21 protein-coding genes are annotated in these 22,866 nt (G+C 58.7%); 12 read left to right on the forward strand and 9 right to left on the reverse strand.

Annotated elements, in window-relative coordinates; all coding sequences use genetic code 11:
* Positions 1-53 precede the first annotated feature (53 nt).
* The 6 genes from leuC (at position 54) to ACR0DT_RS20015 (ending at position 5,850) form a co-directional block, all read left to right on the forward strand.
* Complete coding sequence (gene leuC / locus ACR0DT_RS19990) at positions 54-1,457, forward strand: 3-isopropylmalate dehydratase large subunit (protein WP_480712439.1); 1,404 nt, start codon at positions 54-56, stop codon at positions 1,455-1,457.
* Between the two features lie 37 nt (positions 1,458-1,494).
* Positions 1,495-2,049, forward strand: coding sequence for an HdeD family acid-resistance protein (locus ACR0DT_RS19995; RefSeq protein ID WP_480712440.1), 555 nt, complete (start codon positions 1,495-1,497; stop codon positions 2,047-2,049).
* A 42-nt stretch (positions 2,050-2,091) separates the two neighbouring features.
* Positions 2,092-2,697 carry a 3-isopropylmalate dehydratase small subunit gene (leuD, locus tag ACR0DT_RS20000; protein ID WP_480712441.1) on the forward strand — a complete coding sequence of 202 codons (606 nt, stop codon included), beginning with the start codon at positions 2,092-2,094 and terminating at the stop codon, positions 2,695-2,697.
* A gap of 382 nt (positions 2,698-3,079) precedes the next feature.
* Positions 3,080-3,859, forward strand: a complete 780-nt coding sequence (locus ACR0DT_RS20005; protein WP_480712442.1) for a hypothetical protein — start codon at positions 3,080-3,082, stop codon at positions 3,857-3,859.
* A complete protein-coding gene (locus ACR0DT_RS20010; protein WP_480712443.1) occupies positions 3,856-4,899 on the forward strand; it encodes an endonuclease/exonuclease/phosphatase family protein in 1,044 nt (347 codons plus the stop codon). Before ACR0DT_RS20005 ends, ACR0DT_RS20010 begins: the two co-directional genes overlap by 4 nt.
* Before the next feature lie 57 nt (positions 4,900-4,956).
* Entirely contained in the window at positions 4,957-5,850 is an 894-nt protein-coding gene (locus ACR0DT_RS20015; RefSeq protein WP_480712444.1) for a LysR family transcriptional regulator, read from the forward strand.
* Here the strand turns inward: ACR0DT_RS20015 and ACR0DT_RS20020 are convergent.
* Positions 5,847-6,374, reverse strand: a complete 528-nt coding sequence (locus ACR0DT_RS20020) for a redoxin domain-containing protein (RefSeq protein WP_480712445.1) — start codon at positions 6,372-6,374, stop codon at positions 5,847-5,849. The genes ACR0DT_RS20015 and ACR0DT_RS20020 overlap by 4 nt on opposite strands.
* A gap of 91 nt (positions 6,375-6,465) precedes the next feature.
* On the opposite strand from ACR0DT_RS20020, the gene leuB reads away from it, so the two are divergent.
* Positions 6,466-7,569: a 3-isopropylmalate dehydrogenase gene (gene leuB / locus ACR0DT_RS20025; protein ID WP_480712446.1), complete on the forward strand. Its 1,104-nt coding sequence runs from the start codon at positions 6,466-6,468 to the stop codon at positions 7,567-7,569.
* A gap of 60 nt (positions 7,570-7,629) precedes the next feature.
* Here leuB and ACR0DT_RS20030 read toward each other — a convergent pair whose 3' ends face one another.
* Positions 7,630-9,813: a transglycosylase domain-containing protein gene (locus ACR0DT_RS20030; protein WP_480712447.1), complete on the reverse strand. Its 2,184-nt coding sequence runs from the start codon at positions 9,811-9,813 to the stop codon at positions 7,630-7,632.
* 249 nt (positions 9,814-10,062) lie between these two features.
* Here ACR0DT_RS20030 and ACR0DT_RS20035 point away from each other — a divergent pair, with 249 nt between their 5' ends.
* The 3 genes from ACR0DT_RS20035 (at position 10,063) to ACR0DT_RS20045 (ending at position 12,337) form a co-directional block, all read left to right on the forward strand.
* Positions 10,063-10,401 carry a P-II family nitrogen regulator gene (locus ACR0DT_RS20035; protein WP_170351849.1) on the forward strand — a complete coding sequence of 113 codons (339 nt, stop codon included), beginning with the start codon at positions 10,063-10,065 and terminating at the stop codon, positions 10,399-10,401.
* A gap of 32 nt (positions 10,402-10,433) precedes the next feature.
* Positions 10,434-11,762, forward strand: coding sequence for an ammonium transporter (locus tag ACR0DT_RS20040; protein WP_480712477.1), 1,329 nt, complete (start codon positions 10,434-10,436; stop codon positions 11,760-11,762).
* A gap of 149 nt (positions 11,763-11,911) precedes the next feature.
* Positions 11,912-12,337, forward strand: a complete 426-nt coding sequence (locus tag ACR0DT_RS20045) for a hypothetical protein (RefSeq protein ID WP_480712448.1) — start codon at positions 11,912-11,914, stop codon at positions 12,335-12,337.
* A gap of 43 nt (positions 12,338-12,380) precedes the next feature.
* Here the strand turns inward: ACR0DT_RS20045 and ACR0DT_RS20050 are convergent, their stop codons facing one another.
* From ACR0DT_RS20050 to ACR0DT_RS20065, 4 genes are all read right to left on the reverse strand, one after another.
* Positions 12,381-13,565, reverse strand: a complete 1,185-nt coding sequence (locus tag ACR0DT_RS20050) for an amino acid aminotransferase (RefSeq protein ID WP_480712449.1) — start codon at positions 13,563-13,565, stop codon at positions 12,381-12,383.
* Entirely contained in the window at positions 13,565-14,419 is an 855-nt protein-coding gene (gene sseA, locus ACR0DT_RS20055) for a 3-mercaptopyruvate sulfurtransferase (RefSeq protein WP_480712450.1), read from the reverse strand. Before sseA ends, ACR0DT_RS20050 begins: the two co-directional genes overlap by 1 nt.
* Positions 14,420-14,490: 71 nt before the next feature.
* Positions 14,491-14,769: a CBU_0592 family membrane protein gene (locus ACR0DT_RS20060; RefSeq protein ID WP_480712451.1), complete on the reverse strand. Its 279-nt coding sequence runs from the start codon at positions 14,767-14,769 to the stop codon at positions 14,491-14,493.
* Between the two features lie 26 nt (positions 14,770-14,795).
* Positions 14,796-15,359, reverse strand: a complete 564-nt coding sequence (locus tag ACR0DT_RS20065; RefSeq protein WP_480712452.1) for a helix-turn-helix domain-containing protein — start codon at positions 15,357-15,359, stop codon at positions 14,796-14,798.
* Positions 15,360-15,465: 106 nt separating this feature from the next.
* Here ACR0DT_RS20065 and ilvD point away from each other — a divergent pair, with 106 nt between their 5' ends.
* The gene (gene ilvD, locus ACR0DT_RS20070) at positions 15,466-17,298 is read left to right on the forward strand and encodes a dihydroxy-acid dehydratase (RefSeq protein ID WP_480712453.1); all 1,833 of its coding nucleotides are present in this window, start codon (positions 15,466-15,468) and stop codon (positions 17,296-17,298) included.
* 199 nt (positions 17,299-17,497) lie between these two features.
* On the opposite strand, the gene ACR0DT_RS20075 is transcribed toward ilvD, so the two are convergent.
* Entirely contained in the window at positions 17,498-18,316 is an 819-nt protein-coding gene (locus ACR0DT_RS20075) for a sulfotransferase family protein (RefSeq protein WP_480712454.1), read from the reverse strand.
* 140 nt (positions 18,317-18,456) lie between these two features.
* Here ACR0DT_RS20075 and ACR0DT_RS20080 point away from each other — a divergent pair, with 140 nt between their 5' ends.
* Positions 18,457-20,034, forward strand: a complete 1,578-nt coding sequence (locus ACR0DT_RS20080; RefSeq protein WP_480712455.1) for a DUF5928 domain-containing protein — start codon at positions 18,457-18,459, stop codon at positions 20,032-20,034.
* 36 nt (positions 20,035-20,070) lie between these two features.
* Here the strand turns inward: ACR0DT_RS20080 and amaB are convergent, their stop codons facing one another.
* Positions 20,071-21,582, reverse strand: a complete 1,512-nt coding sequence (gene amaB, locus ACR0DT_RS20085; protein WP_480712456.1) for an L-piperidine-6-carboxylate dehydrogenase — start codon at positions 21,580-21,582, stop codon at positions 20,071-20,073.
* A 3-nt stretch (positions 21,583-21,585) separates the two neighbouring features.
* Positions 21,586-22,692 carry a saccharopine dehydrogenase family protein gene (locus ACR0DT_RS20090; RefSeq protein ID WP_480712457.1) on the reverse strand — a complete coding sequence of 369 codons (1,107 nt, stop codon included), beginning with the start codon at positions 22,690-22,692 and terminating at the stop codon, positions 21,586-21,588.
* Positions 22,693-22,866 lie beyond the last annotated feature (174 nt).

Raw genomic sequence — 22,866 nt, forward strand, 5'->3', positions numbered from 1 at the left:
GGCGCGTCCAGCCACTCGCCAGCTATTTCTCATCTAAATACGGGAGAGGACCAATGTCCCCCAAAACACTCTATGACAAGATCTGGGATGCCCATGTCGCGCACGAAGCCGATGATGGCACCTGCCTGCTGTATATTGACCGCCACCTGGTGCACGAAGTGACCAGCCCGCAGGCGTTCGAAGGCCTGCGCATGGCGGGCCGTAAGGTGCGCGCACCGGAAAAGACCATCGCCGTGCCGGATCACAACGTGCCGACCACGCCGGATCGCGTAAACGGGATCGAAAACCCGGAATCGCGCATTCAGGTCGAAGCTTTGGATAAAAACGCCAAGGATTTCGGCATTCACTACTACCCGGTACATGACGTGCGTCAGGGCATCGTGCACATCGTTGGCCCCGAGCAAGGCTGGACCCTGCCCGGCATGACCGTTGTCTGCGGTGACAGCCACACCGCCACCCACGGCGCGTTTGGCGCTTTGGCGCACGGCATCGGCACGTCTGAGGTTGAGCACGTTCTGGCCACACAGACCCTGATCCAGAAGAAATCCAAGAACATGAAGGTGGAAATCACCGGCAAACTGCAGCCGGGTGTGACCGCCAAGGATATCACTCTGGCCGTGATCGGCGAGACCGGCACCGCAGGCGGCACCGGCTATGTCATCGAATATTGCGGTGAAGCAATCCGCGATCTGTCGATGGAAGGTCGCATGACTGTCTGCAACATGGCCATCGAAGGCGGCGCACGCGCTGGCCTGATCGCGCCGGACGAGAAAACCTTTGAATATGTCCAGGACCGCCCGCACGCCCCGAAAGGCGCACAGTGGGAAGCCGCAATGGACTGGTGGAAAACGCTGTACACTGACGAAGGTGCGCATTTCGACAAGGTGGTCACCTTGCGTGGCGAGGACATCGCCCCTGTCGTCACCTGGGGCACCAGCCCCGAAGACGTGCTGCCAATCACCGCAACTGTACCGAACCCCGAGGATTTCGAAGGCGGCAAGGTCGACGCGGCCCGCCGTTCGATCGAGTACATGGGTCTGGAAGCCGGTCAAAAGCTGAGCGACGTGGAAATCGACACGGTCTTTATCGGGTCCTGCACCAATGGCCGGATCGAAGACCTGCGCGCAGCAGCCGAGATTCTGAAGGGCAAAAGGATCAAGGACGGTCTGCGTGCCATGGTCGTACCCGGTTCAGGTCTGGTTCGCGCACAAGCCGAAGAAGAGGGTCTGGCAGAGATCTTCAAAGAGGCCGGTTTTGAATGGCGTCTGGCCGGATGCTCGATGTGTTTGGCGATGAACCCGGACCAGTTGCAGCCGGGCGAGCGCTGTGCCGCAACCTCGAACCGCAACTTCGAAGGTCGTCAGGGCCGGGGCGGGCGCACCCACCTGCTGAGCCCGGCAATGGCTGCCGCAGCGGCAATCACTGGACGGCTGACAGACGTCCGTGAATTGATGTAAGGTCCCCTCATATCTAGATATTTGAGGGATTAAACACATGAGTGACTGGATCAAATGGCTCTTGCTGGGGCTGCTGTCGATAGCATTTGGCGTCTTTGCGCTGGGCAATGCCATTGCGGCCTCGCTTGCGGTGACGGTGGTGACCGGGGTGTTGCTGCTGATTGCTGGCGCGTTGCAGGTTGTCGGGGGCTTCACCGTCGAAGGTGCCGGCAACAAGATCCTGTCGCTCATCATGGGTGCGGTGATGCTGTTTCTGGGCTGGTCCTTTCTGGATCACCCGCTGCAGGGAACCTTGACCCTGGCGACGGTGATGCTGCTTCTGTTCATGGCAGGCGGCATCGCGCGGGTCATTCTGTCGTTCCAGATGAGAGGAACACAGTTTTTCTGGCCCACGATGATCTCGGGCATCTTGTCGATCGTCCTCGCCGCCATCATCTGGACTTATGTGGGCAAGGAACCCCAGGCTCTGCTGAGCATTCTGGGGATCTTCCTGGGCATTGAAATGCTGTTCAACGGGTTCGGATTGGTCTTCATGGCGTTTTTCGTAAAGAACGCACCCAAAGACGAAACAACGGAAGCGAAACAAGCTTAAACGCGGGGCACGGGCGCAGCCCTCTCCCGCAGGAGTGTGAACATGGAAAAATTTGAAAAAGTCCACGGGGTGGCTGCCCCAATGCCGCTGATCAATATCGACACCGATATGATCATTCCCAAAGTGCACCTGAAAACCATTAAACGGTCCGGCCTTGGCGTCGTGCTGTTTGACGAGATGCGCTATCACGATGACGGGCAGGAAAACGAAGAGTTTGTTCTGAACCAACCTGCCTATCGCGAAACCGAGATCCTGGTCGCAGGCGACAATTTCGGCTGCGGCTCGTCGCGTGAACACGCGCCCTGGGCGATCAAGGATTTCGGCATCAAGGTGGTGATCTCGACTAGCTTCGCCGACATCTTCTATAACAACTGCTTCAAGAACGGCATTCTGCCGATCGTGGTCGAAGAAGAGCATCACGCGCTGCTGATGGAGGACGCCCATAAAGGCCAGAACGCCCGGATGACGGTGCATCTGGAAGACCAGCAGATTACAACCTCGGACGGTGTCGTGATCGAGTTCGACGTAGACCCGCACCGCAAGCATTGCTTGTTGAATGGTCTGGACGATATCGGCCTGACTATGGAAAAAGATCACCACATCGACAAATTCGAGGATCACGCAGGCCAAGCCCGCCCCTGGGTGTGATTCTGGGGATAAATCTGTGGGCACTCAACCTAATGGGGTCGTTTCGGCGACCCCATTCGCATTCTTGGGGTCAAAAACTCAAAATCCACAAGATATAGGTATCAAATTGAGATACACGTCGGATTTGCGTCAAAAATGATGCAATACCGCACCAGTTGCGCCATCATTTTGCCCAAAATTGCGTGTTTTCTGCACCTTGGCTTGAGCGAAATGTCGCTTATCGTCAATGTTGGCGAGACAGAGGCATCCGTCAGAGTATTACGCGGCGGGCACAAGTTGGAACGTAAGTCGGCAAAGAATCGGCTACTCCGGTTTGGAAAGGGTTCGGATAGTGATTGCGCGCACAACTGGGGCGGCAATTCGGGGAATTTTGGTCGCTCTGATGGTACTGACCCCCGCGTTGTACTTGCCCGTATCGTCAACGAATGGCACCGAGATTGTCGTCTTTCTCGCCATTCTCGCATTCTTTCTGACCTTTGCAGAATACAACTCGGCCTTTCCCAGCTTTATCGAATTCCGCGACGCACCACCGGTTAACCGTCTGCGTTTTGTTGGGTTGATGTCGATGATTACCTTCCTGACGCTTATCTGCAAAAACGCTTATGCACCCACCGAATTGACGGCGTTCTTTTACGCGCTTGGGTTGGGCGTCTCTAACGTGGTCGATTTCCCGTATTCGCCGGTTCGCCTGGTTGTGCTGGTGCTACCTGCTGATGCCAGCGCGCCTCTGATCGAACTGGTACGCATCTCGGCCAGTGTGGCTTATGTTGCCGCGCTGGTGACCATCTGCAGCTTCGCCTATGCGGTGAAGATGCGCGGTTGGCCCACTGGCAACGGCGCGTTCAACGTCTGGACCAACCTGCCGCTGTTTGATCCGACCAAGGGCGGCGACGTCGTTACTCGTCTGCAACGGGACGGGCGTTTGAATATCTCTATCGGGGTGCTGCTGCCGTTTCTGATTCCGGCCCTGATCAAATTGCTGACCGACTATGCCAATCCAATATCGCTGAGCAATCCTCAGACCATGATCTGGACTATGAGCGCCTGGGCCTTCCTACCCGCCTCCATGATCATGCGCGGCATGGCGACCTTGCGCATCGCCAATCTGATCGTCGAAAAACGCCGCGCCTATTCCACGGCCGAGTCCACACAAACCGCATGATCCGCATCCTTCTACTGTTGCTGTTGCCAGAGCTGGCACAGGCAGAGACGCTGCGCATTGCCACTTTCAACACCGAACTCAGCCGCGATGGGCCAGGCTTGTTGCTGCGCGACATCCGGCGCGGCGATCCGCAAGTGCAGGCTGTGGTCGATGTCTTGGTTGCAACCAAGCCCGACATAGTCAGCCTGCAAGGCATCGACTGGGATATGGACGGTCAGGCGGTGACCGCTTTGACCGAGCAGTTGCGCATGGCCAGGTTGGACTACCCCCATCATTTTGCGGCCCAACCCAATGCAGGGGTTGAGACCTCCATAGACCTTAACGGAGACGGGCGTACCCATGGCCCAGCAGACGCGCAAGGATGGGGTCGCTTCACCGGTCAGGGCGGGCTTGCGGTGCTGTCGCGGCATCCGATCCGCACAGAGAAAGTGCAGGAGTTCACCGACCTGCTGTGGCGCGATTTGCCGGGCGCGCAACTGCCGGTGACCAAAGATGGCCCCTTCCCGTCCGAAGAGGCCCACCGCATTCAGCGCCTGTCTGCAGTGGCCCACTGGATCGTGCCTGCGGATACCCCCATCGGCCCGCTGGATGTGATGACCTTCCACGCTGCCCCGCCCGTGTTTGATGGCCCCGAGGATCGAAACGGGCTACGCAACCGCGACGAAATCCGCCTTTGGTCTGCGGTGCTGGACGGAAAACTGGGGCGCAAACCGCAAGGCCCATTCGTGATTGCCGGCGATGCCAACCTGGACCCGATACGTGGTGACGGGCGGTCCGAGACGATGCGGGCCTTGTTGGCCGATCCGCGCCTGGAAGATCCGCACGCAGGCAATCCACTACAGGACCAGACCACCGTAGTTTGGAAAGCCGTGGGCGAGATGCGGGTGGACTACGTGCTGCCCTCGGCCGATCTGCAGGTTGTCGCAGCAGGTGTGTTCTGGCCCGAACCGGGCACCCCCCAGCGCGACGCTGCAGAACAGGCCAGCAGGCATCGCCTTGTCTGGGTCGATGTGACAGCGCGCCAGCAGCTTTCAAACTGATCCATTCACTTCATTCTGGCAATTGCCGCCATTCACGGAATGTGTATTCATTTCTGAATGGACAAAACTCTGGCTCATGTCGACTGGTCCCTGATCCAAAGCTTTCTGGCTGTGGCCCAAACCGGCTCACTTTCTGCTGCCGCACGGCAATTGGACCGCAGCCAACCTACGCTGGGCCGCCAAATCCACGCGCTTGAGGATGAACTGGGCGTGTCTCTGTTTGACCGTCATGCGCGCGGCCTGAAACTCAGCGAAGTCGGCGCGCAATTGCTGCCGATGGCGCAACAGATGCACTCGGCCATGACGTCATTCAGCCTGGCGGCGGCGGGTCAGGCGCAGCAACTGGAAGGATCGGTGCGCATCACCGCCTCGGTTTTTGCGTCACACCACCTTCTGCCGCCGATCTTGGCCCAAATCCGGGCACAGGAACCGGCTATTCAGTTGGAACTGGTCGCAACAGATACCACCGAAAACCTGCTGTATCGTGAGGCGGACATTGCCGTACGCATGTACCGCCCGTCGCAAGTTGACCTGATCTCACGCTATCTTGGGGATGTGCGCCTATGTTTCTGCGCAGCGCGCTCCTATCTGGACCGCGCCGGGCAGCCTACCCGTCCTGAAGAGTTGTTCGACCACGATCTGGTTGGCTTTGACGCCAATGAACAGATCATCACCAAAATGCGCGCACGGGGATGGCCCGCCAGCAAAGACAGCTTTTCCACCCGCTGTGACCTGCAAAGCGCTTATTGGCAATTGATCCGCGCGGGGTGTGGAATCGGCTTTTCACAGGTTCAGGTGGCCGAGGACGACCCGGACGTCGAAGTCCTGCCTCTGAATGTCGAGATTGAGTCCTTGCCGGTTTGGTTAGCCGCACCGCAGGCCATGCGTCAGACCCCACGTATCCGCAGGGTCTGGGATTTGCTGGCCGATGGATTGAAAGCCAGTCTTTAAAGCGCACCGGTATAGGTGCCGCGCGGCGGATAATTGTTGCCCAGCGTAAATTTCAGGCCGCCAACAATGTCGGACATGCTCGGGCGACCAAACGGCGTCGTCTGTTGCCACGCGTAATAGAGCGTCCGATCCGGCGCGATGTAGAAATGCCCGGGCTCGGCAAACAGGTCAGGTTCCGCACTGCCTTCGCGCGCAGTTGAAATATTCAGCCCCCAATCCTCCCGCGCCGCCGCCAGCGACAGGCCATAACCAACACGCAGCCGTGAAACTCCGGCCTTTTCGGCTGTTTCCGCCGCGCGCTCGGCCGTGTCCGTCGTGATCATGATCACTTCGATCCCAAGCTCGGCGAAGTCATCCAGCGCCGCTTCGACCTCGGTCATTTGCTTGATGCAGATCGGACAGTGCAGGCCGCGATACTGAATCACCAGCGTGCCGTTTTCGCCCTTGTCGGCATCCAGATCGAAACGTCCATGGCCCAAGGTTTCAATTTTCAGCTCAGGAACGGGGTTTCCCGGTATCAACATGTGTTTTCCTCGTGATTTGGCCGGATCGTCTCATTGACCCGATGCGGCGCAGACGCTAGGGCCTTTGCGACGAAACGCAAGGAGATCCTTCATGTCCAACCCCTCGCTCCTCATCCTGCCCGGAGACGGAATTGGCCCGGAAGTCATGGCCGAAGTGCGCAGAATCATCGACTGGTTTGGCGAAAAGCGCGGCCTTCACTTTGACGTGAGCGAGGACCTTGTGGGCGGCGCGGCCTATGACGCGCACGGCAAGCCCCTGTCGGACGAGACCATGGCCAAGGCGCAAGAGGTCGACGCCGTTCTGCTTGGTGCCGTAGGTGGTCCGAAATATGACGATCTGGATTTCAGCCTCAAGCCCGAGCGCGGGTTGCTACGTCTGCGCAAGGAAATGGACCTGTATTCCAACCTGCGTCCGGCGCAGTGCTTTGACGCGCTGGCCGATTTCTCGTCGCTGAAGAAAGACATCGTTGCCGGTCTGGATATCATGATCGTGCGCGAGCTGACCTCGGGTGTCTATTTCGGCGAGCCGCGCGGTATCTTCGAAGAGGGCAATGAACGCGTCGGCATCAACACCCAGCGTTACACCGAATCCGAGATCGAACGTGCCGCGCGTTCGGCTTTTGAACTGGCGATGCGCCGGGGCAAAAAGGTCTGCTCGATGGAAAAGGCCAACGTGATGGAATCGGGCATCCTGTGGCGCGAGGTCGTGGACCGTGTGGCTCAGGAATACCCCGAGGTTGAGCTGTCGCACATGTATGCCGATAACGGCGCGATGCAGCTGGTGCGCGCGCCCAAGCAGTTTGACGTGATCCTGACCGATAACCTGTTTGGCGACATCCTGTCAGATTGCGCCGCGATGCTGACCGGCTCGCTGGGCATGCTGCCTTCGGCGTCCTTGGGTGCACCAATGGCCAATAGCCGCCCCAAGGCGATGTACGAACCGGTCCACGGCTCGGCCCCCGATATTACGGGTCAGGGCAAGGCTAACCCGATCGCCTGTATCCTCAGCTTTGCCATGGCACTGCGCTATAGCTTTGATCAGGGCGAAGAGGCGGATCGACTGGAGGCCGCGATCGAGAAGGTTCTGGCAGACGGTGTCCGCACCGGTGACTTGCTGGCCGATGAGGGCGTTCAACCGGTCTCGACCACCGAAATGGGTGACGCGATTCTGGCGGCGCTGGACAGCAGCCTGTAATCAGAGACTTAGTTAAAACAGAAAGGCGGTGCCCGGTGCACCGCCTTTTTTGTTGGCACCTCAGTTGCCGAAGATGTTTTTGAACAGGTTGTTGATCGCATCTTCAAAGCCACGCCCCTGACGTCGTTGCCGTTGTGGCTGCGCCGTCCGCACTGGAGGGTCGGGGGCCAGCATAGGCAGCGGCGTGGGTGTCATGCCTTCGGTCACACGCAGCATAGTTTCTTTCCAGATCTCGGCTGGCAGCCCACCACCGGTCACGCCGGACAGGGGGGTGTTGTCGTCATACCCCATCCAGACACCGGCCACATAATCGGCGGTAAACCCGATGAACCACGCATCCCGCGCGGCCTGAGTCGTGCCGGTTTTGCCCGCCACCTGCCAGCCCGGCAATTGCGCCCGCGCGCCGGTTCCCTCGGACACCACGCGCTCCATCATCCAGGTCAGCTGCTTGGCCGCCTTGTCGTTGATCACCCGCTCACCAATGCCCGAGCTGGTCACCATCACGGGAGTATCATCCTCCAGCAGTTTCAATTCGGACAGACCATAGGGTTCCACAGCCGAGCCACCATTGAGAATACCGGCATAGGCCCCGGTCATCTCGATCAGTGTGCTTTCTGATGCGCCCAGCGCCAAGGCCGGACCCTGCGCCAAATCGCTTTCGATACCGAACTCGCTGGCGACCGTGCGGACATTGTCCAAGCCAGAAATCTCAGCCACTTTCACCGCCGGAATATTCAGCGAGTTCTTCAGCGCATCGGCCAGCGTGACCCGACCATAAAACTTGTGAGTATAGTTCTTGGGGCACCATTGGCCCGACCCGGGAATGTTGACGCAATAAGGCTCATCCACAACCGTATCCAGCGGCGAATAGCCCAGCTCCAAGGCAGTGGCATAGACAAACGGCTTGAAAGACGATCCGGTTTGCCGCAATGCCTGTGTGGCCCGATTGAACGCACCGGACACCCGCGTCTGGCGCCCGCCGACCATCGCCCGCACGGCCCCATCCGCCGACATTACGACAATCGCGGCCTGCGCCTCGGACCCTTCGCGGACTTTTTCTTGAAAGATGTATTTCAGCGCCTCTTCCGACGATTTCTGCAGGCGCTGGTCCAGAGTGGTCTTGATCACCACATCATCCGTGGTGTCTGCCCCAAAATAACTGGGCAGCTCGGTAATGACCCAATCCGCGAAATAGCCACCGGCCCGTGCCGCCGCAGCCTCGGACAGTTGCGCCGGGTTGCTGCGGGCACTGCTGGCCTGAGCGGTTGTCAGATAGCCCTGCGCCTCCATCAGCCCCAGCACGAGACGCCCCCGATCCTGCGAGCGTTGCAGGTTGTTCGTGGGCGCATAACGCGTGGGGGCCACCAGCAGACCGGCCAGCATCGCCGCCTGCGCCGGGTTCACCTCGGCTGCAGAGATACCGAAATAGCGCTGGCTTGCGGCCTCGAACCCGCGTGCGCCGGCGCCAAGGAACGCGCGGTTGAGGTAGATGGTCAGGATCTCATCCTTGGAATACTTGACCTCCATCGCGATCGCATAAACCGCTTCCTTGGCCTTGCGCCACAATGATCCCTGACGACAGTCGGATTCATACGCAGCCTCAGACTCCCACTCGCTGGGCACATATGGCACACCCAGACACAGCAACTTGGCGGTCTGCTGCGTGATGGTTGAGCCGCCATGGCCTGACAGCGGCCCGCGCCCCTCGCTCAGGTTGATGCGCACGGCACTGGCCACACCCCGGGGGCTGACGCCAAAATGACGATAGAACCGCTTGTCCTCGGTGGCGACGACTGCGTTCTTGAGGTGGGGCGAAACGGTTCCCGCAGTGATCACCCCGCCAAACTGATCGCCGCGCCAGGCAAAGACCTTGCCATCGCGGTCCAACAACGTGACCGAGCCCCGCGCCCGTCCGTCCAACAGCTCATTCACGTCAGGCAGCGTGCTATAGACAACCCCGACAGCCAGCGCCAGCAGCATTGCCGCCACCGCGCCGACGCGCCAGGTCACTCCCCATATCAGCCGCCAGACCCAGCGGAAGAAACGGCGGAAGATACCGCCACCACCGCCACCGGATTTCCGGCGCGTTTTCTTTCGCGTGGTTTTGCGAGTCGTCGTTTTGCGCGCGGCCGCCTTCTTGCCCGCGGGTTTCGCCGTGCGCTTGGTCGTCGCTGGCTTGCGCCCTTTCGACGGGTATCTTTTATCCGCGACAAGCGGTGCCTTTCGGCGCCTGGACTCAGTCATGCTCAAACTCTGCCCGGTTATCATTTTGAGGCACAATACAATGCCACGCCGATGAAGTAGAGGTCTGAAATTCCGGCAATCGCCCTCTTCAGTGCGCCTATTTCTTACGCATTTGCCAAATTTTGTGCAAAAATTGTGCACTTCCCCACACATTCACCCCGCGTCGTCTCCCCTAAACCGTTCCTTACTGCGGTCAGTCACGCTCTTTTTCTGCAGGTGCAAACAGACCGGACCGCAGAGGGGACCAACGTGAAACTGATTATTGCGACAATCAAGCCGTTCAAGCTTGAAGAGGTGCGCGAGGCACTGACCGACGCAGGCCTGCAAGGCATGATGGTGACCGAGATCAAGGGCTTTGGCTCTCAGTCCGGCCACACGGAAATCTATCGCGGCGCGGAATACGCCGTGAACTTCGTGCCCAAGATCAAGCTGGAGATCGTGGTGCCCGCCACGATGGCTGACCAGATCGTCGAAACCATCACCAAAACCGCCAGAACCGGCAAGATCGGCGACGGCAAGATTTTCGTCCTCGATGTCGAGCAGGCCCTGCGCGTGCGGACCGGGGAAATGAACGAAGAGGCGCTGTGAGCGCCCCCATTCACAATATTCGAGGACTGACTATGAACCTGATGAAATCCCTCATTCCTGCCGCCGCGATTGTCGCGCTGCCGCAGATGGGTCTGGCGCAAGAGGCTGCCGTCGAAGGCGAGGCCGCGCTGCACACCCAGTATATCTTTACCACTCTGCTGTTCCTAATGGGCGGCTTCCTCGTTTTCTTCATGGCTGCTGGCTTTGCCATGCTGGAAGGCGGTCTGGTGCGATCCAAGAACGTGGCCATGCAGATGATCAAGAACGTGGCGTTGTTTTCGATTGCCGCGATCATGTACTGGCTGATCGGCTTCAACCTGATGTATCCGGGCGATGGCTGGTCCATCTCCGGCTGGCTGGGTCCGTTCTTCTCAACCACCGTGCTTGATCCCGTTGGCGTCGGCGCCGATGCAGCGGCTCTGGATTATGCCTCAATCGGTTCGGATTTCTTCTTCCAACTGGTCTTCGTTGCCGCAACCGCGTCGATCGTCTCGGGTGCCGTGGCCGAACGTATCAAGCTGTGGCCCTTCCTGGCCTTTGTTGTGGTGCTAACCGGTATCATGTACCCGATCACAGGCTCGTGGCAGTGGGGCGGCGGCTGGTTGTCCGAAGCCGGATTCTCGGACTTCGCTGGCTCGACCGTGGTGCATTCGGTCGGCGGCTGGGCGGCTCTGGCTGGTGCCATTATCCTGGGCCCACGCATTGGCAAGTACAACAAGGACGGCAAGGTCCACCCGATCCCGGGCTCGAACCTGGCACTGGCAACCTTGGGAACGTTCATCCTGTGGCTGGGCTGGTTCGGCTTCAACGGCGGTTCGCAACTGGCGATGGGCACCGTGGGGGACGTATCCGACGTGTCGCGCATCTTTGCCAACACCAACATGGCCGCCGCTTCGGGTGCTGTCGCGGCCCTGATCATGACCCAGCTGATGTATAAAAAGCCGGACCTGACCATGGTGCTTAACGGCGCGCTGGCCGGACTGGTGTCAATCACCGCCGAGCCTCTGGCACCGACACTGTTCGGCGCACTGTGGATCGGTGCCGTGGGCGGCATCATCGTGGTCTTCGCGGTTCCGATGCTGGACAAGTTCAAGATCGACGACGTAGTCGGTGCGATCCCGGTTCACCTATTCGCAGGTATCTGGGGCACCATCGCCGTCATTTTCTATGGTGAGGCCAACCTGATCACGCAATTGACCGGCATCATTGCCTACGGTGTCTTCACCTTTGCCGGCGCACTGATCCTGTGGACGATCCTGAAAGCCACGGTCGGCATCCGCGTCAGCGAAGAGGACGAGATCAACGGCCTCGACATGGCGGAACTGGGCATGGAAGCTTATCCCGAGTTTTCCAAAGGCTAAGCCCCAACTGAACCAATTTGAAACGCCCCGGCCCAGATGCCGGGGCGTTTTGTTTTGCCATTCAGCCAATATGAGCTTCGCCAAACGACCTAAAAGCAGGGTGTGATAATCTCATTAGCAGTACATGATTTCGATGAGGCGAGACCCCCATGATCACGGAACAGCAATACAACGAATATATCAACGACTTTAACGGAGCCTGCGCTGGCACCGGCATGTCTCATGCCGATTTCTTTGACAAGTGGTACGAACCTGACGCGGTATTCGAGTACGTCCCCAAAGCAGCCAAAAACAGTGGCAAAGATCAAGCTGTCAGTTTCTGGGCAGGTGTGTCGAAGATCATGCAAGAGACTATTCAGCCTCACCTTCATTTCATAAGCAATGACACGACGATAGCCAGCGAAGCGCCGATCGATTTTTTATGCAAAGAGGATCTTGAGTGGGTAGGAGAGCATCATAAGGCAGGAACGTCTTTCCGGCTTATGATGGGCGCGTTTTACGACGTGAGCCCGCGCGGCAAAATCAAATACGCGCGCGTCTATTCCATCTATCACCCGCATTATCAAGTGAGTTGATCGCGGGCGTTTTAACCCGCCCGCAATCTCATTACCCGGGAACTCAAACCCCGACGTCGACAATCGCCTTGGCCAGAATTGGCACAGTCGTCGCGTTCAGACCAGCGATGTTCAGGCGACTGTCGCCAACCATGTAGATGCCGTGGTCATCGCGCAGTTTCTCCACCAGTTCTGGGGCCGCGCCCAAGCGCGAGAACATACCGCGGTGCTGAGCAATGAAACCGAAGCGGTCCGAGCCGCTGAGGCGTTGTAATTCGTCCGAAAGCTGCTGGCGCAAGCCGAGCATAGACAGACGCACATCTTCCAGCTCGGTGGCCCAGTCGGCGCGCAGGGCGTCATCATTCAGGATCGTGGTCACCACGCGCGCACCGTGATCGGGTGGGAAGGAATAGTTCTGGCGGTTCAAGAACGCCAAAGTCGCCTGATTCAAGGCTGTCTGCGCCGCATCGTCACTGATCGCCATCAACAGACCGGTACGTTCGCGGTAGATGCCGAAATTCTTCGAACACGACGCCGCGATCAGGCAACGCTTGACCGACGAGGCCACCAGACGGGCCGCCTGCGCGTCCGCTTCTAGACCGTCGCCAAAGCCCTGATAAGCAATGTCGATCATCGCAACCAGACCGCGTTCGTTGATCAGGTTCACGACCTCTTGCCACTGCACCATGTTCAAGTTGGCGCCGGTCGGGTTGTGACAGCAGCCATGCAACAGTACCACGTCGCCCGCCTTGGCAGCTTTCAGGTCTTCGATCATGCCGTCGAAATCGACACCGCGCGTTTCCCCGTCGAAATAGCGGTATGGAACCATCTCCATCCCCAGATAGTTCAGGATCGACAGGTGGTTCGGCCAGGTCGGGTTCGACACGAAAACACGCGCCGATGGGTTGGCCATGCGGATCAATTCAAATGCCTGACGGCAGGCACCGGTACCGCCCGGAGTGGCCACGGCAGCGATGTTACCGCGTGGCACGGAAGTGCCTAGGATCAGGCCGATCATCGCATCCGCATAAGCCGGATCACCGGCCAGACCAGTGTAGGCTTTGCTTTCCTGCTCTTCCAGAATGCGCTTTTCGGCGGCTTTCACCGCACGCATTACCGGGGTGACCCCTTCGGCATTCTTGTAGACCCCGACACCCAAGTCGATCTTCTGATCGCGCGGGTCTTCGCGGTACATCTGCACCAGTGCCAGAATCTTATCAGCAGGCTGCGGTTTGAGGTTCTCGAACATCAGTTCTCTCCGGTTGCGACGGGCAGGGTCGGGAAGGCACCCCATTCAGCCCAGGAGCCGTCATAAAGCGAGTGGTCTTTCTTGCCCAAGCGCTCAAGCGCCAGGCTGAGGATGGCGGCGGTCACGCCCGACCCGCAGGATGTGATCGCGGGTTTCGAAAGGTCTACGCCTGCGCCCTCGAACACGGCGCGGCAATCGTCGGGTGACTTCATCGTGCCGTTCTTGTTCAGCAGCTGATCAAAAGGCACGTTGCGTGACCCCGGAATATGGCCCGAGCGCAATCCTTCGCGCGGCTCGGCTGCGGTTCCGGCAAAGCGCGCGGCAGATCGGGCATCGATGATCTCATGATCGGCCAGTTTGGCGGCGGCAGAGACCTGCGTCACGTCCCGCACCAGATGGTTCTGTACACGTACAGTCATGTGGCGATCCCGAATGATCGGCGGCAGGTCTTCGATTTCGCGGCCCTCGGCCTGCCATTTCGGCATGCCGCCATCCAGTACGGCAATGTTCTCCTGACCCATCAGGCGGAACAGCCACCAGACCCGCGCGGCCGACATCAGCCCGGCACCGTCATAGACCACAACCTGATGTCCGTCCCCAACGCCCATCGCCCGCAGGCGCGACATGAATTTCTCGACCGGCGGTGCCATATGCGGCAGGTCTGAGCGTTGATCGGAAATATCATCGATATCAAAGAACCGTGCACCGGGAATGTGGGCGGCATCATATTCCGCCTTGGCATCCCGCCCTTGTTGCGGCAGGTACCACGACCCGTCCAGAACCCGTAAATCCGGATCCTTGAGATGGGCGGCAAGCCATTCGGTTGAAACAAGGGTTTTCGGATCGTCCTGCATCAAAGCCTCCCGTAAGCGAGCTTGAGTTTTCCCTATACGCGCTGGCATTGGGGTTCAAGGCTGGATGGGGCTTAGTCCGCCTGACGCGCGTGCCGTAGCCGGAAAAACTGAACGATCCCGATCATGCTGATCAGAATCCAGAAGGATTCGATCAACATCGATGCCAGATTGAAATTCTGCAGCAGTGAATAGACTATCAGGATCGACCCCGCGAGGTTAAGCACCGGAAAGGCCAGATCGTCCGAATTCATCATCCGCATCTGAGTGGCGAAATACGCACCCACGACAACCAATGCACCAAACGAGCCAATCGCATCCGCCAATGTCAGAGTTTCCAGAAAAGCGGTCATGTCTTACCTTTTTTGCGGGGTTAGATTCAGCCGATGGCGGCCAGCGCATCCAGTTGCGCATAATGATGCATGTTCAGAAAGGCAGCGCCCTGATCGCCTGCACGGTAACCATGTGGCAGGTCTGCAGCAAACCGCAGGCCCTGTCCGGCCTCAAGCGCCACCCACTCCCCGTCCCGCAAAATCTCAAGCTCGCCATTGAGGACAAAGACTTCTTCCGTCACGCCCGTCGCGTGGGCCGGGGATTCGTGGCTTTGGTTCGGTGCCAGATCAACGTGAAAGGTCTCGGCCCGCAGGGCTGGATCAAAGGGAAAGACGATCTTAACCTCGATGCTGCCGGGAAAGGTCACGGTGCGAAACACATCAGGTGCCGCCGTATCGCGCAGCGCCGCCGGGCCGATCAGCGCGCTGAGCGGCAGTTGGAATCCTTTGGCGATCTTCCACAGCGTTGCAATGGTCGGGCTGGATTCTCCGCGCTCGATTTGGCCAAGCATGGCTTTGCTGACGCCGGTCATCTCGGCCACCTTGGAAAGGCTCAGCCCCGAGGCCGCCCGCACATCCCGCAGTTTCAGTGTAATATCGTCCGGTGCCATCTAATCGTCTTTCGAATCCTCTTGTGCGTTATAGCGCACATGTGGTACGTGCGCTATAACGCACATATCCCGCATATCGCAACCGGGGCAAAAGGGAAACAGCATCATGCCAATGTACCGATCCAGAACCTCAACCCATGGCCGCAACATGGCCGGTGCCCGCGGCCTGTGGCGCGCCACCGGTATGCAGGATGACGATTTCGGCAAGCCGATCATCGCCATCGTCAACTCGTTCACCCAATTCGTTCCCGGCCACGTGCATCTGAAGGATCTGGGCCAGATGGTCGCGCGCGAGGTCGAGGCCGCAGGCGGCGTCGCCAAAGAGTTCAACACTATTGCGGTGGATGACGGTATCGCCATGGGCCATGACGGGATGCTGTATTCCCTGCCCTCGCGCGAGGTGATCGCGGATTCGGTGGAATATATGGTCAATGCGCACTGTGCTGACGCGATGGTCTGTATCTCGAACTGCGACAAGATCACCCCCGGCATGCTGATGGCCGCCATGCGCCTGAACATCCCGGCGATCTTCGTCTCGGGCGGTCCGATGGAGGCCGGCAAGATCGACATCGCTGATCTGGACGTCAAGAAGATCGACCTTGTCGATGCAATGGTTGCGGCTGCAGATGACAAGTACACCGACGAACAGGTGCAGCATATCGAAGAAAACGCCTGCCCCACTTGCGGGTCGTGCTCGGGCATGTTCACCGCCAACTCGATGAACTGTCTGGCCGAGGCACTGGGTCTGGCGCTGCCTGGCAATGGCTCGACCCTAGCCACCCATGCCGACCGCAAAGAGTTATTCCTTGAGGCTGGCCGCCGCATCGTCGAGATCACCAAACGCCATTACGATCTGGACGAGAAAGGCTTTCTGCCACGCGAGATTGCGACCTTCGATGCCTTCGAAAACGCGATGAGCCTGGATATTGCCATGGGCGGATCGACAAACACCGTTCTGCACCTGCTGGCCATCGCGCATGAAGGTGAGGTTGATTTCACCATGTCCCATATGGACGAGCTCAGCCGCAAAGTGCCCTGCCTTTGCAAGGTCGCGCCCAACACTGAGAACGTGCATATGGAGGACGTCCACCGCGCCGGCGGCATCTTCTCGATCCTTGGTGAGCTCAGCCGCGCCGGATTGCTGCACGAGGATTGCGGCACCGTCCACTCGGGCACCATGGGTGAAGCGATTGCCAACTGGGATATCAAGGTCGCCAACAACCCAAAGGCGCAGGACTTGTTTAAAGCCGCCCCGGGCGGCGTGCGAACCACGCAGGCCTTCAGCCAGTCGAACCGGTACAAGGAACTGGACACCGACCGCGAAGGCGGCGTGATCCGGTCGAAAGAGCACGCCTTCAGTCAGGATGGTGGTCTGGCGGTTCTGTTCGGCAATATCGCCCGCGACGGTTGTATCGTGAAAACGGCAGGCGTTGATCCGAACAGCCTGACCTTCACCGGGTCGGCCTATGTCTGTGAAAGTCAGGATCAGGCGGTGAATGACATTCTGACCGGCAAGGTTAAAGAGGGCGACGTGGTGGTAATCCGCTATGAAGGTCCGCGCGGTGGTCCGGGAATGCAGGAAATGCTGTACCCGACCTCATATCTGAAATCCAAAGGTCTGGGCAAAGCCTGCGCATTGCTTACCGATGGTCGTTTCTCGGGCGGCACGTCCGGCCTGTCGATCGGTCACGTCTCACCCGAAGCTGCCGAGGGCGGTGAGATCGGGCTGGTACGCCCGGGCGACAAGATCGAGATCGACATCCCCAAACGTTCCATCCATCTGGCAGTGTCAGATGAGGAACTTGCCACACGGCGGAAAGAGCAGGACGAAAAGGGCTGGGTGCCGGCCGCGCCGCGCAAGCGTAAGGTGTCGACCGCACTCAAAGCCTATGCCAAACTGACCACCAGCGCGGCGAAAGGAGCTGTCCGTCAGGTCTGATCTGCGCAGGCCGGTTTGTATCAGAGCCGGCCTCTCCTCATCCGGTAGTACTCCCGCGCCCGATCCGTACCATCGGCTGCGCCGATGCCACGTTCGACCTTGGGCCCAGCGCCGCGCTGCGCGCGGCGCTGGGCCCAACTAGAGGAGATGTCTCGTCAGAGGCATTGAAGATAGGCGGGAGCGTCGGCCTTTTGGCAGATCAGTCGCCAAGCTTGGCGTGAACCTCGTCCAAATCAATCTCACCTATCGGCATCTTGTTCGCCGGGTTCTCAAAATCATATCTGAACAGTTCGAAATCCTGTTTATAGATTTCGTAGACCAGATGCATGGACAGGTCGTCGAAGTAATCTTCGACCGGATGAGCACGTTTGGGGCCATGCCCTTCGGATTCGTTGAACCGCGGGATTTCCGACAGGCTGACCGCGTGGGGCGTGTCCAGATTGCTTAGGACCCCCTGCATCCCGTCGTTGAATTTCTCGGTCCAGAAAATTCGATCGTAGCGACCGCCATTCACTATGAAAGTCGAGACATGCCCCGACATGGCCGACCAGTGGATATCCGGGTCCATCGGCCGCCGCCAACGGATCGTATCCCGCGCGAACAGCAGAAAACGGCGAAAACTGGCGATCTGGTCGAACTCACCCTTGCCGTCATCACCGCCCACTTCGATTCCGTAATTATAGATCAGCGTCGGGACCAGATTGCCCCGATACCGGCTGCCGTTGCGCTGAATGCCGCAAATCTTGTCGAAGAACGAGCTAAGAATCCGCGTGTAGGGATTGCGCACGCAGGTAAAAGAATACGAGCTATGTTGGCGCACATTTTCGGATATCCGGGCCTGACTGACGGCAAAGGCCCACTTGTGCATACCGCCCTTGGCGTCATGAATGTCGCCATCAAAGAACTGGCCGTGGTCCGAGTAATACATAATTTGACCAATGGTCGAGCACGCACATTTCGGCACAACACGGTAAACCATACTCTCACTCTCGGTCATCCAGGTACCGGGAAAACCCATCTGCTGTGCCTCCTCAGCGGGTCAAATAAACCACACAAGCCCGCTTAGGCTCATAAAGAACCAAAATTATTCTGTTTATTCAATCGCTCATCCTCAGTATCAGGGAGCGAACAGGCAGAAACGGACATCACAGGCGTTATATGGCAAGGATTGCCTATATTCTATTGTGCCATAAGGACCCTGACGCGATCATAGCGCAGGCCGAGCAATTGACGGCCGCAGGCGACTGCATGGCCATCCACTTTGACGTGCGCGCCAGCACGGCAGCCTATGATCGCATTCGCAGCGCGTTGAAAGACAACCCGAATGTGGCTTTTGCCGCCAAGCGCATCAAATGCGGTTGGGGCGAATGGTCTTTGGTGCAGGCAACCCTGAACGCCGTGCAAGCCGCGGTGGACGCATTTCCACGGGTCACTCATTTCTACATGCTGTCCGGCGATTGCATGGCGATCAAAACCGCCGAATACATCCATTGGTTTCTGGACCAAAACGACAAGGATTTTGTGGAAAGCCACGATTTCTTTGCCAGCAACTGGATCAAGACTGGCATGAAAGAAGACCGGCTGATCTATCGCTATTATTTCAACGAACGCACCCAGAGCAAGCGGTTCTACACTGCATACAACCTGCAGAAACGCTTTGGCCTGACCCGCGAAATACCGGCGGATATTCAGGTCATGATCGGCAGCCAGTGGTGGTGCCTGCGCCGCCGCACAGTCGAGATGATCCTCGATTTTCTGCAACAGCGCCCCGACGTGAAACGCTTTTTCTCGACCACCTGGATACCGGATGAGACCTTTTTCCAATCCCTCGTCCGCCATCTGATCCCAAAGGAAGAGATTGAAAACCGAACCCCCACCTTCCTGATGTTCTCGGATTACGGGATGCCTGTGACCTTTTACAACGATCACTACGACATGCTGCTGGGACAGGATTACCTGTTTGCCCGCAAGATCAGTCCCGAGGCGCATGAACTGAAGGAAAGGCTGGGCCAGCTCTATTCCAGTGAAGGGATCGATTTCCAGATTTCGGATGAAGGGCGCAACCTTTATGGGTTTCTGACCGGGCGCGGCCGTGTCGGCCGCCGTTTTGGACAGCGTTTCTGGGAGGCCGGGAACACGCTGGGCCCTGAACGCGAGCTGTTTCTGATCGCCTGCAAAAAGTGGCACGTAGCCAAGCGTCTGGTCGATCAGATCACGTCCGAGACCGATATCCCCTGTGTAGAATACTTGTTCAACGAAGAAGAATCCCTGCTGCCCGATCTGGGCGGCATCGAAACAACTCTGACCAAGCGTTCCCGCCACCGTCGTGCGGTCGTGCGGATGCTGTTCGACCATTTCCAGACCGACAAGCTGGTGCTCTGCGTAGACCCGGGCAATCTGGATATCATTCAGGATTTTTGCTCGGATCAGGCCAAAACCCACGTTCTTGAAATCGAGTGCGATTACTCCGACGACTACCTGATCGGCCACGCCCGCCGGGTCGGTCTGGCTGGCGAAAACAGTCCTGCGGAGTCCGTGGCGCGCCTGGTGCCAGCCCTGCGCAATTCGCTGGCCTATGAATCCGAGTTGATCCGGGGGGCGGGGTTCGAGGGGTACTTTCGTATCCGCGAGGCCAACACGCGGGCCGAGAACGAAGCAGCAGTGGCCGAGTTTCTCAATATCTCTGAAGGCCAGGCGCAAGCCGTTATGCGGCTGGATTACCTGTTCGCGGATTGATCCGGCGGCACCTTCCGATGCCGCCAGGAGGGTCGATCAGATGTCGAACTTCACACCTTGAGCCAGCGGCAATTCCGCCGAATAGTTCACCGTATTCGTCTGACGCCGCATATAGGCCTTCCACGCATCCGAACCGCTTTCACGCCCGCCACCGGTTTCCTTTTCGCCACCGAATGCGCCACCGATCTCAGCACCCGAAGGTCCGATATTGACGTTGGCGATACCGCAATCAGATCCGGCGGCTGTCAGGAACTGCTCGGCCTCGCGCATGTTCAGGGTGAACACGCAAGACGACAGGCCCTGCGGCACGTCATTCTGGATCGCAATGGCATCGTCAAAATCGTCGTAGCCCATGACGTAAAGGATCGGAGCAAAGGTTTCGGTTTTCACTACATCGCTTTGGCCGGGCATTTCGACGATGGCGGGTTCCATATAGACCCCGGCGGGCACGCCTTCGGTCACGCGGTTGCCGCCGAACACGGTGCCACCCTCGGCCTCTGCTGCTTTCAGCGCCGCGGTCATTGCCGCGCCCGATGCCTCATCCACCAGCGGACCGATCAGAGTACCCTCGGCCAGCGGGTTGCCGATGGGCAGCCCAGTATAGGCTTTTTTCAGACGGCTCACCAGTTCTTCGCGGATCGAGTTATGGACGATCAGGCGTCGCAGCGTGGTGCAACGCTGACCGGCGGTGCCCACGGCCGAAAAGACAATCGCCCGCACCGCCATTTCCAAGTCGGCCGAAGGGCCGACGATCATCGCGTTGTTTCCGCCCAGTTCCAGAATGCACTTGCCGAACCGCTGCGCCACGATGGGGGCCACCGCGCGACCCATGCGGGTTGAACCCGTGGCCGAAATCACCGGCACATCCTCGCTGGCCACCAGCGCCTCGCCCAGCGCGGCACCGCCAATCAGGGTTTGCAACAGGCCCTCTGGCGCATCGCCGAAACGCGCCAGCGCGCGTTCAAAGATTTTCTGGCAGGCCATTGCCGTCAGAGGGGTTTTCTCGGACGGTTTCCAGATTACCGTATCACCGCAAACCAGTGCCAGTGCTGCGTTCCACGACCAGACGGCAACCGGGAAGTTGAAGGCCGAGATCACACCAACCGGACCCACCGGATGCCAGGTTTCCATCATCCGGTGGCCCGGGCGTTCGGACGCGATTGTCAGACCGTAAAGCTGGCGCGACTGGCCGACGGCAAAATCGCAGATGTCGATCATCTCTTGAACTTCGCCCAGACCTTCGGATGTAATCTTACCGGCCTCCCAGCTGACCAGCGCACCCAGATCGTCCTTGGCGGCGCGCAGTTCCTCACCCAGCAGGCGGATCAACTCGCCCCGGCGCGGTGCGGGCACGGTTCGCCATGCCTTGAAGGCCGCTTTTGAGCGGGCAAAGATGGCCTCCATTTCGGAAACCGGGGTTTCATGCACCTCGGCCAGCAAGCTGCCGTCGATCGGCGAGGCTACTTTGAGCGTGCCACCGGTCAGGTCGGCCTCGGTCAGGTCCAGGTTTGCAAGGGTGGTTTGCGCAGTCATCACGATGTCTTTCATATCTCAGGCCGCCTTATTCTGTTCGGTTACATCACCGGCGCGATAGAGCCGGCCAAATTCGGTGTTGAGGAAATCGGGCAGGTTCACCTGCTCCTGCCGGATAAACCCTTTTGCGGGCAGACCACCGGTGCGCATCAGATCGACCACGCCCAGAACGCCTGCTGCGGTGGTGACCTGAATGGCGCTCCAGACCTGTCCGTTGAGTGTGCGGGCAAAGCTTTTGTTGATCAGGGATTTCTCGCGCAGCGTACCGTCGATCATGCCTTTGGCGGTGCAATAGACCAGCACCACATCCTGATCAGTGCGCGGCAGGGCGGTCTCGAAGATATCCTTCAGCAGGTCGCGGCGGCGCTCCAGCCCCAGATCCTTGAGCAGTAACTTCAGGATATCGCAATGGCCGGGATAGCGGATCGAGCGATAGGACACCGCGCGCGCCTTGCCCTCAAGCGTTTCGGGCAGCGTGCCCAGACCGCCAGAGGTATTGAAGCATTCGTACTCCACCCCGTCATGGCCCAGCACTTCGTAATCTTCCAGCGGTGCGGTCTTCACCCGCTCGCCGTTGACGATGGCATCGCAGGGATTGCAGTACTCGTTGATCAGCCCATCGGTCGACCAGGTCAGATTGTATTTCATCGCGTTGGTCGGATAGAGCGGCAAAGCCCCGACCCGCATATGCAGGCTGTCCAATTCGTCAAACTCCGCTGCCAAAGACGCGCCGGCGATCCCAACAAACCCCGGTGCCAGACCGCATTGCGGCATGAAAGCGGTGTCACTGTCCTCGGCCAGTTCGCGCACGGCATTGGTGGCTGCGACGTCTTCGGTCAGGTCAAAATAATGCGCGCCCGCGGTTTTGGCTGCTTTGGCAATCTTAGGCGTCAAAAAGAACGGAGCGGCCGAGATCACGGCATCAAACCCGCTCAACCCCTGAGTCAGTTGCGCCTCATCCCCCACGTCGATCTGCCGGGTTGCAATGCCTTGCTTGTTCAGCACTGCCAAAGCCGCCAGATCGCGGTCTGCAACGGTGACCGAATAGTTCGATGATGCTTGCAGCAGGCTGGCGATCATCTGACCGATCTTGCCTGCTCCTATGACACAAATGTTCCAGCTCAAAACGCGCCTCCTTTTTCGTTTATGAAAAGTATGGAGGGTGGGCTGTTCGATCCGCAGGGGTATTCTTGACGAAAACGCCCAAAGTTACGTCATTATGACGCAAAATCCGACATATTGTTCAAATTAAAACTAACAGGAAGCGGGCGACAAAAACCACAACCCGAACTCGTATAG

The organism is Ruegeria sp. BI11, from assembly GCF_056538005.1.

What these genes read in the sequence shown, in the direction of transcription:
- leuC (WP_480712439.1), top strand. Translation starts at nt 54, where the DNA reads ATGTCCCCCAAAACACTCTATGACAAGATCTGGGATGCCCATGTCGCG.
- ACR0DT_RS19995 (WP_480712440.1), top strand. Translation starts at nt 1,495, where the DNA reads ATGAGTGACTGGATCAAATGGCTCTTGCTGGGGCTGCTGTCGATAGCA.
- leuD (WP_480712441.1), top strand. Translation starts at nt 2,092, where the DNA reads ATGGAAAAATTTGAAAAAGTCCACGGGGTGGCTGCCCCAATGCCGCTG.
- ACR0DT_RS20005 (WP_480712442.1), top strand. Translation starts at nt 3,080, where the DNA reads ATGGTACTGACCCCCGCGTTGTACTTGCCCGTATCGTCAACGAATGGC.
- ACR0DT_RS20010 (WP_480712443.1), top strand. Translation starts at nt 3,856, where the DNA reads ATGATCCGCATCCTTCTACTGTTGCTGTTGCCAGAGCTGGCACAGGCA.
- ACR0DT_RS20015 (WP_480712444.1), top strand. Translation starts at nt 4,957, where the DNA reads ATGGACAAAACTCTGGCTCATGTCGACTGGTCCCTGATCCAAAGCTTT.
- ACR0DT_RS20020 (WP_480712445.1), bottom strand. Translation starts at nt 6,374, where the DNA reads ATGTTGATACCGGGAAACCCCGTTCCTGAGCTGAAAATTGAAACCTTG.
- leuB (WP_480712446.1), top strand. Translation starts at nt 6,466, where the DNA reads ATGTCCAACCCCTCGCTCCTCATCCTGCCCGGAGACGGAATTGGCCCG.
- ACR0DT_RS20030 (WP_480712447.1), bottom strand. Translation starts at nt 9,813, where the DNA reads ATGACTGAGTCCAGGCGCCGAAAGGCACCGCTTGTCGCGGATAAAAGA.
- ACR0DT_RS20040 (WP_480712477.1), top strand. Translation starts at nt 10,434, where the DNA reads ATGAACCTGATGAAATCCCTCATTCCTGCCGCCGCGATTGTCGCGCTG.
- ACR0DT_RS20045 (WP_480712448.1), top strand. Translation starts at nt 11,912, where the DNA reads ATGATCACGGAACAGCAATACAACGAATATATCAACGACTTTAACGGA.
- ACR0DT_RS20050 (WP_480712449.1), bottom strand. Translation starts at nt 13,565, where the DNA reads ATGTTCGAGAACCTCAAACCGCAGCCTGCTGATAAGATTCTGGCACTG.
- sseA (WP_480712450.1), bottom strand. Translation starts at nt 14,419, where the DNA reads ATGCAGGACGATCCGAAAACCCTTGTTTCAACCGAATGGCTTGCCGCC.
- ACR0DT_RS20060 (WP_480712451.1), bottom strand. Translation starts at nt 14,769, where the DNA reads ATGACCGCTTTTCTGGAAACTCTGACATTGGCGGATGCGATTGGCTCG.
- ACR0DT_RS20065 (WP_480712452.1), bottom strand. Translation starts at nt 15,359, where the DNA reads ATGGCACCGGACGATATTACACTGAAACTGCGGGATGTGCGGGCGGCC.
- ilvD (WP_480712453.1), top strand. Translation starts at nt 15,466, where the DNA reads ATGCCAATGTACCGATCCAGAACCTCAACCCATGGCCGCAACATGGCC.
- ACR0DT_RS20075 (WP_480712454.1), bottom strand. Translation starts at nt 18,316, where the DNA reads ATGGGTTTTCCCGGTACCTGGATGACCGAGAGTGAGAGTATGGTTTAC.
- ACR0DT_RS20080 (WP_480712455.1), top strand. Translation starts at nt 18,457, where the DNA reads ATGGCAAGGATTGCCTATATTCTATTGTGCCATAAGGACCCTGACGCG.
- amaB (WP_480712456.1), bottom strand. Translation starts at nt 21,582, where the DNA reads ATGAAAGACATCGTGATGACTGCGCAAACCACCCTTGCAAACCTGGAC.